Genomic DNA, 8,621 nt, shown 5'->3' on the forward strand with positions numbered 1-8,621 from the left:
AAATCCGGCAGAATGCACTGCGTTATTACGGCAATGTGTCCACTGCCCACAGTATATTCTGCCGGATGCTTCCGTCTCTCACGTACATTTCTATGTGGTTTTCCAAGCAGCCGCGACACTCCCGGATATTCTCTCCAGGCTGCTGTTTTCCCGAAAACTTTTTCTATAAAATATACGATATCATCTCAATCCCGAAAATGATCATATATAAAATAAATCCCGGATTCAGGTACACATACTTCCTGTACGGTGTCGGCCACCCGTTCTGGCGTCCCATCTGCCACCAGTAGCGGCGTCCGTCCCGGAAGAAAAAGTAGATCCCGGCTGCGATGAGAAGCAGGATCATAATGAAGTTTCCCACAGAAAACGCCGCTGCCATTGCGCCCATCCCCAGTGCGTTCAATCCATTTTCCACCAGCACTAACATCATGGAAAAGGAATTCACTGCCATGTGAAGCAGCACATTATAAAAGATCCGGTTCGTCCGCACCGCCACATAGCCGAGGATCAGTCCGATCACCACCGCGTACAGGCATTGGTTTAAATTTCCGTGCATCAGCCCGAACATGACCGCACAGAAGACCACCGCTGTCCGGTCCCCGAACCGTCTCGCCTTCTTTAAGAGAACTCCCCGGAAGATAAACTCCTCCATAAACGGGGCGATCAGGCAGGTATAGATCACCATTCCAGGCGTCAGCTCATCGAGGGCGTCCATCACCGGGTTCATATCCGTCGCCGGAACTCCCGTAAATATAGAAAAAAACACGTCCAGAAACACGCCGAGGAAATTAAAGATGTACCCAAGTCCCAGGCACATGAAAAGCGCCGACATCCAGACCTCCGCCGGAAGTGTATGAGCCGGTCTCCGGTCCGATCTCACAAAACATGTCATCGGAACCACCAGAAGGAACGGAACTCCGATAGAAAAGATATACTGCACCAGGACTCCCGTCCACGGAGAATCAAAAAGCCCGGAAAGCAGACGCGCTCCGCCGCTTCCCAGGCCATGGATCCGGTGCCATACCAGGCCATAGAAAGCGCTGCCCAGGTACTGGAACCCTGAGCAGGCGCACATGGCAAGGCATAAAATTGTAAACGTAATCAGAAAATCTCTTCGTTTATGCACCATATTCTTCCTTCATGATCTCACTGCTTCTCGCAATGAACTTTGTCATACGCTCCGGGGAAAGACTTCCGTGAGCGAGCTTTGCAAGGTCATAGAGCTGTTCGCAGAGCATCGGTGTCTTCTCGCCGTCCCTGTTGTTTAACACATACTTTACAAGGCCATTGTTTGCGTTGAGGACAAGTGTCTCCTCCGCCGGGAACAGATCGGAACCGCCGCCGTACATGCTGTACATCTTCATCATATCCTGCATTCTGCGGCTCTCCTCGGACACAGTGATCATGGACGCGAGGCCCTCGTTTTTCAGCTTCTCGACCTTGACGTTCAGTTTGTCATTTCCGATGGCCTTCTTGAAGACCTCCGCAAGAGTCTCGGCATCCTTCTTCTCCTGCTCCTTTGCGGCCTCATCTGTCTCCTCGGCATCTTTGAAGGTCTCGTTGACATCCGCGTCGATGCGCAGGAACTTCAAGCCCTCATTCTTCTGCTCCACATGCTGCATAAACGGGGAATCGATCGGATTCGGAAGGATCACAGCGTCGATTCCTGCTTCCCTGAACATGTTGATGTACTGGCTCTGCTCTTTCTCGTCCGTCACATAGAAGATCTTATTCTCGTGTTTCTCCCTGTTCTCCTCCAGGCAGTCAGCGAGAGTCAGGTACTTGCCATCCAGATTCTTGTAGAGGATATAGTCCTTCATCTTCTCGTCGAACTTTTCATCCTTTAAACAGCCGAATTTGATGAACGGATTAATGTCGTCCCAGTATTTCTCGTAATTCTCGCGGTCTGTCTTGCACATGCCGGACAGCTTGTCCGCAACCTTCTTTGTGATATAGTCGGAGATCTTCTTAACGAACCCATCATTCTGGAGAGCACTTCTGGATACATTTAACGGAAGATCCGGGCAGTCGATCACGCCCTTTAACAGCATCAGGAATTCCGGAATGACTTCCTTGATATTATCGGCAATGAATACCTGATTATTGTAGAGCTTGATCTTGCCTTCGATGCTCTCGTACTCCATATTGATCTTCGGGAAGTAGAGGATACCCTTTAAGTTAAACGGATAATCCATGTTCAGATGGATCCAGAATAACGGCTCCTTGAAGTCCTGAAATACCTTACGGTAGAACTCCTTGTACTCTTCGTCTGTGCACTCGTTCGGATGTTTGTTCCAGAGCGGATTTGTATCATTTACCGGAACCGGACGTCTTGCGATCTTATATTTTTCTTTTGCAGGAGAAACCTCAACTGTCTCCTTTGTTCCGTCCTCTTTTTCTTTCTCCTCTGTTTTTGCAGGCTCTACGATCGTCTCGATAATTGTATCTTTATCGGTGAGCTCATCCTTTTCGATCGTGTCATACTGCGGCTCTGCAGTCTCATCGTTTAAGTAGATCTCAACCGGCATGAACGCGCAGTATTTATCGAGGATCTCTCTTGCACGGTACTCGTTTGCGAACTCAGCGCTGTCCTCATTCAGGTACAGGGTGATCACGGTTCCGTGTCCTTCCTTTGTGCCCTCTTTCATGTCGAACTCGGTACCGCCCTCAGACTCCCAGTGGACCGGCTTTGCGTCCTGCTTGTAGGATAAGGTATCGATCGTTACTTTGTCGGCTACCATGAACGCGGAGTAAAAGCCAAGTCCGAAGTGACCGATGATCTGGTCCTCGTTTGCTTTATCTTTGTACTTGTTTAAGAAATCCTGCGCACCGGAAAAAGCGATCTGGTTGATATACTCGTCAACCTCGTCCTCTGTCATTCCGAGACCGTTATCTTCGATCCGTATCGTCTTCTCCTTCGGGTTTACAGTAACCTGAACTTTATAGGTCTCATCATCCGGTGTCTCATACTCACCCATCAGGGCCAGTTTCTTTAATTTTGTGATGGCGTCGCAGCCGTTGCTGACTAACTCACGGTAGAAAATATCGTGATCGGAATAAAGCCATTTTTTGATGATCGGGAATATATTCTCACTGTTGATTGAAAGACTTCCACTCTTTGCCATATTAAACCACTCCTTATTTCAATTCCTGCGGCGCAGGAACTTCTCATAATTCCCTCGGACCGCCGATTTTCATTTATCATTTTCCAGCTGTCTTTATAACAGCTGTTCTGTTTAACATGACATATTTTAATACCAGAAAATCAAAATGTCAATAAAATTAGCACTCATTTTTAATGAGTGCTAATAAAATTTTTATAAACTTTTTTCTCTTTCGCCTTTGCTATGGGTGGGTCAGTCAATTAATGATCTCACTTAATTCTCGCTCTCGATCGGAATAAACACTCTTGCAGTCTCCTCCTGCTCATGTTTCTTCCGCTCGTTCTTCGCCGCAGCCACAGCCATCTCGCAGAGTGCCATCTGGGATCCCACTGGGAGTTTTCCGCGGCGGTCCGGCTTCTCGTATGTTCCGTCCGGCTGTAAGACATGGGCTTTTAAGTTGTCCTCAAGCTCCAGCTCCATGTACTTCCGGATCCTGTCTTTCAACTCTTCCCTCAGTACCGGGAACAGGATCTCCACGCGGCGGTCCAGATTTCTCGGCATCCAGTCGGCGCTTCCCATGTAGATCTCTTCGCTTCCGTCATTCTCGAAGATAAAGATCCGCGCGTGTTCCAGAAATTCCCCGACGATGGAGCGGACTTCAATATTCTCGGAAAGTCCCGGAATTCCTGCCTTCAGACAGCAGATTCCACGGACCACCAGATGGATCTTAACACCAGCGCAGGACGCCTCATATAAGGCCGCGATGATCTCTTTATCACAGAGAGAGTTCATCTTTGCAATAATGGAAGCCGGCTTTCCTGCCCGGGCATTCTTCGTCTCACGCTCAATGAGACGCAGGAATTTTGTTCTCAGCCACAGCGGTGCCACGGAGAGCATATTCCAGTTCAAGGGTTCCGAATAACCGGAAAGCATGTTGAAGACTGCTGTGGCATCCTCACCGATCAGCGGATGACATGTCATGATTCCGCAGTCCGTATAGAGCTTTGCGGTGGAATCGTTGTAGTTACCGGTTCCGAGGTGAACATATCTGCGGATGCCATCCTCCTCTCTCCGGACCACGAGGGTGATTTTCGAGTGGGTCTTTAAGCCCACAAGGCCATAGATCACATGGCAGCCTGCTTTCTCAAGTTTCTTCGCCCAGATGATGTTGTTCTCCTCATCAAATCTGGCTTTCAGCTCCACAAGTACCGATACCTGTTTTCCGTTCTCCGCCGCTGCCGCCAGAGCCGCGATGATCGGGGAATTTCCGCTGACACGGTAGAGGGTCTGCTTGATCGCCAGCACCTCCGGATCTCTTGCCGCGCTTCTCACAAAATCCACAACCGGATCAAAGGTCTCGTAAGGATGCATCAGGAGAATATCACCTTTCCGGATATTCGTGAAGATATCATCATCATTCATCAGTGCCGGAACCGGCTGCGGCGTATATTTCGGTGTCTTTAAATGGTCGTATCCGTCAAGGCCGTACATCTTCATAAGGACCGTCAGATCCAGAGCGCCCGGAATCTCGAAGATGTCTTCCTCGTTGACTTCCAGCTCCCGTTTTAATACCTTGAGGAGTCTCTGGTCCGCCTTATCCTCGATCTCCAGACGGATGACCTCGCCCCACTGCCTGCGCTTTAACTGCTTCTCGATCTCCTCGAGAAGATCCACAGCTTCCTCCTCGTCAAGGGAGAAATCGGCGTTTCTCATGATTCGGAACGGGTGGGATGTCACGATATCGTAGTTTAAGAACAGCTGCTGCATGTTCCGCTCGATGATCTCCTCCAGAAAGATCACATTCCGCGTCTCGTTGTGGTCCTCATCGGTGGTCACCGGGAGGCTTATGATCCGCGGAAGCACCGCCGGAACCTGTACCATGGCAAATTCCAGTTCCTCATCGCCGTCTTTTTTCTTCAGCAGTGCCGCGATATTTAAAGATTTATTCCGGACAAGGGGGAACGGTCTCGAGGAGTCCACCGCCATCGGGGTGAGTACTGGGTAAACCTCCTCCCTGAAATACCGGTCCACAAACTCTCCCTGTTCCGGTGTCAGGTCCTCATGGCACTCGATCAGATTTAATCCGTTATTTCTGAGTGCCGGAAGCAGGGACCGGTTGTAGGTATTATACTGCTGCACCACCAGCTCATGGGTCCGGACGCTGATCTTATCCAACTGTTCCTGAGCCGTCATTCCGGCAATATCCGGTTTTTTATATCCGGCATGGACCATGTCCTTTAAGGAGGCCACGCGGACCATGAAAAACTCGTCCAGATTTGATGCCGTGATGCTTAAGAATTTCAGACGGTCAAAGAGTGGGTTGGTCTTATCTCTGGCTTCCTCCAGTACACGGCAGTCAAACTCCAGCCAGCTCAACTCTCGGTTTACATAATTTTTCGGATCCTGAAAATACTCAATTCCCTGTTCTTTTCCTTTTCTGGCCTTCTGTGTATTGTCTTTTTTTTCTTCTTTTTTCATCTTTCTTTACCGCCTCCCTGAATGCGTTGGTTCCGGTCAGACCTGACTATACATACTTTTTATGGCGAAGCACCGGCCGAATTCCAAAAATCTCCTCGAAGAACGCCGCCTTCTGTTCAAAGGAAACAGACTCCAGCGTAATATCGCCGTGATAATCTGTCGTGATGATCAGGTTCTGATCCTTCACGGTCATCCGGCAGTCCGCGAGCTTCGCACTGTGTCCGCGGTCCATGGAATTCGCCAGACGCAGCATTGCTGTGAGCTTTGCGATCAGAAGCATGACCTCGTTCTGCCCGCTGAAGCTGTCCGTCACTTCATCTAATTCTGTCTCCATCCGGACCATATTGTAATCGAAATCCCGGATATTATAGCGGACCACATTTGCGATGATCTCCCGCTCCAAATGGGAGATACCGATGATCTCCGTGGACATGATGATGTTGTAAGCGCACTCATTGGAATTCCGGACGCTGATAAACTTTCCGCAGGCATGGATCAGCACCGCGATCTGCAAAAGCAGGCGCTCTCTCTGCCCCATTCCGTGGTATTTCCGCATTGTATCGAAGATCTGGAGCACATATTTCTCGACAGTCTCCGTGTGGCGGCTTAAGCACTGGTAGCGTTTTGCCATGGAACGGGAAGTGCTGATAATATCGTTATCAAAATTGTGCCTGAATTTTATAAGCTTCTTGTCCGCCGCGAACTCCGCCGCGATCCCGTCACAGAGCCGTACCCCGGGGATCCAGATCATTTCTGCCCCTGTCATCTCAAGAAACTTCTTATAGATCACCGCGCATGGCATAAGTAAGGAAGCGTATTCCCGGTTCACCCCGAAATGTTCCTCCATCTGCTCTTCATTCATCGTACTCAGGCGGGTGTAAAACTCTTCAAACTGCTCTCTCGTGATCCTCGAAAGCGGCTTTCCGTCTTCCTCGTACCGAAACAGATACAGGATGTTCTCACCGATCCCGATCAGATGCTTGATCTTCCGCTCCTTTAAATACATTTTTTTATAGTTCTGGAGTTCATTGTCCACCATCTCATCAATAAGCTCCCGGTACTGTTCCATCGTCGTATCGACCTCTTCCAGAGTACCGCGGATCCTCAGAACACCTAACGGCAGATTTTCCGTATTCACCAGAAGGTTTTTATCAAACATGGATATCTGCATGCTGCCGAATCCCACGTCCACGATAGCGGTTCCCTGCTGGATATTCTCATCAAACTCGTCATCGGACACCGCGATGGCCTTGTAGCCCAGAAATCGCTGTTCCGAGTTGCTGATAATCCGTACCTGGATCCCGGTGCGGACACGGATCTGATCCAGAACGATCCGGTTGTTTCTCGCCTCGCGCATCGCACTTGTGGCGTAGGCACGGTATTCCGTGACTTTATAGGATTTCATGATCCTTGCAAAATCCGCAAGCACATCGCAAAGCTCCTCCACCATCTCATAGCTGATCTTTCCGTTATTGTAGGTATCTTTTCCCAGCGCAGTGACGTGGCGGATCTGATCCAGTTTTCGGATCTTGTTGCGGTTTGAGATCTCATAGATCCCCATCTCCACCTCAAAGGATCCCACATCGATGGCTGCAAATGTAAGGGCTGCCATGTTTTTTCCTCCTTGCTCTGTGCGTGACGATCACCGGACCCGTTTTGTGTCCGTCATATCGTCTGCATCAAATATCTGTTGATATAAGAATCGGTCCGGATTTTCCCGGACCGTATCTCTCTAATAATTACCTAAAATTCTCATGACGGAAGCTTCCGCAGCAAGACCGGTCAGCGCGTTTCTCACTCCCGCATCGCTTAAGTTTCCTTCGAAATCCACGAAGAACCGGTACTCGAAGCTCTTTTCCGGAATCGGTCTGGATTCGATCATCGTCATGTTGACATTGTTGAAAATGAAGTTTCCAAGGATGTTGTATAGGGAACCGCTCTTATGGGCGATCTCGAAAGCCACGCTGATCTTTCCGGCGGTCTTTGCGTACACCGGCTCTTTTCCAAGGATCAGAAATCTCGTCGTATTTCCCTTTACATTGTTGATCTCCTCCGCGAGGATCTCCATTCCATAGAGTTCTCCCGCTGTACGGCTTGCGACAGCCGCCTGGGACGGATCCTTCTCCTCCATGACCTTCTTTGCAGCCACAGCCGTGTTTAAGACAGCGATCTGTTTCCAGTCTTTATGGACGGACAGGAAATCAGAGCTCTGGGCCAGAGCCTGGGCATGGGAGTAAACGGTCCTGATATCGGAGAGCTCCGCTCCCGGAACGCCGAGCAGCATATGGGCAACCGGGACATAGACCTCGCCGACTATGTAATTCTTGTACTTTAAGAGCAGGTCGTAGTTGTTGATCACGAAACCGGCTGTGGAATTCTCGATGGGAAGTACCGCATAATCAGCGCGTCCCTCTTCCACCTCGCGCATCGTGTCCTCGAACTCCGGAACATGGTAAAGATCCGCATCTTCGCCGAAATATAACTTCGCGGCGGCATGGCTGTAAGCGCCCTCGACGCCCTGGAAGACGATCTTTTTATTCTTCTTCCCGATGGTCTCCACTTCCGTAAATCCGGTGTCCATTCCCATACCGTGAGCGGATAACAGGCTGTACTGGTATCTGCGGCTGACGGACATTAACTGGGAAAAGATCTCCTTTACCGCCTCTTTATTGAACTCACTGTGGGCCAGCTCCTGAACCGCTGCGATCTTCTGTGCCTCTCTCGCCGCATCGTAAACGGCTTTTCCTGTTCCGATCTTATATTCCGCCACATCTCCGCATACGGACATGCGCTCCTCAAACAGACGGACGATCTCTTTATCGATCACGTCCAGCTTGTCCCTGCATTCTTTTAAGTCAAGATTTTTCATATATTTTATGCCTCTGCTTTCTGTCATTTCTCCCCAGGTATTTCCCAAAATTTCTTTTGCTTTTTCAGCAGATATCTCCGAAACCTTGTCCTGTCATATCATTTCAAGCCATTTTATCCGCCTGAAACCTTATCCTGAATTATTCACGGAGCAGTATCTGAACTGGTAAC

The 8,621-nt window shown here is 49.5% G+C and carries 5 protein-coding genes; all 5 read right to left on the reverse strand.

Annotated features, from left to right (window positions below; all coding sequences use genetic code 11):
- Nucleotides 1-163: 163 nt before the first annotated feature.
- Nucleotides 164-1,126, reverse strand: a complete 963-nt coding sequence (locus DW826_RS09295) for a CPBP family intramembrane glutamic endopeptidase (RefSeq protein WP_181968036.1) — start codon at nt 1,124-1,126, stop codon at nt 164-166.
- Nucleotides 1,119-3,125: a molecular chaperone HtpG gene (htpG, locus tag DW826_RS09300; protein ID WP_117470794.1), complete on the reverse strand. Its 2,007-nt coding sequence runs from the start codon at nt 3,123-3,125 to the stop codon at nt 1,119-1,121. The genes DW826_RS09295 and htpG overlap by 8 nt, the downstream gene beginning before the upstream one ends.
- Before the next feature lie 252 nt (nt 3,126-3,377).
- Nucleotides 3,378-5,582: an RNA degradosome polyphosphate kinase gene (locus DW826_RS09305; protein ID WP_117470793.1), complete on the reverse strand. Its 2,205-nt coding sequence runs from the start codon at nt 5,580-5,582 to the stop codon at nt 3,378-3,380.
- 46 nt (nt 5,583-5,628) lie between these two features.
- Nucleotides 5,629-7,194, reverse strand: a complete 1,566-nt coding sequence (locus tag DW826_RS09310) for an exopolyphosphatase (RefSeq protein WP_015553583.1) — start codon at nt 7,192-7,194, stop codon at nt 5,629-5,631.
- Nucleotides 7,195-7,314: 120 nt separating this feature from the next.
- Nucleotides 7,315-8,451, reverse strand: coding sequence for a prephenate dehydratase (gene pheA, locus DW826_RS09315; RefSeq protein WP_117470810.1), 1,137 nt, complete (start codon nt 8,449-8,451; stop codon nt 7,315-7,317).
- Between the last annotated feature and the right edge of the window lie 170 nt (nt 8,452-8,621).

The sequence above is a fragment of the Clostridium sp. AM34-11AC genome, assembly GCF_003435375.1.
Lineage (GTDB): Bacteria > Bacillota > Clostridia > Lachnospirales > Lachnospiraceae > Pilosibacter > Pilosibacter fragilis.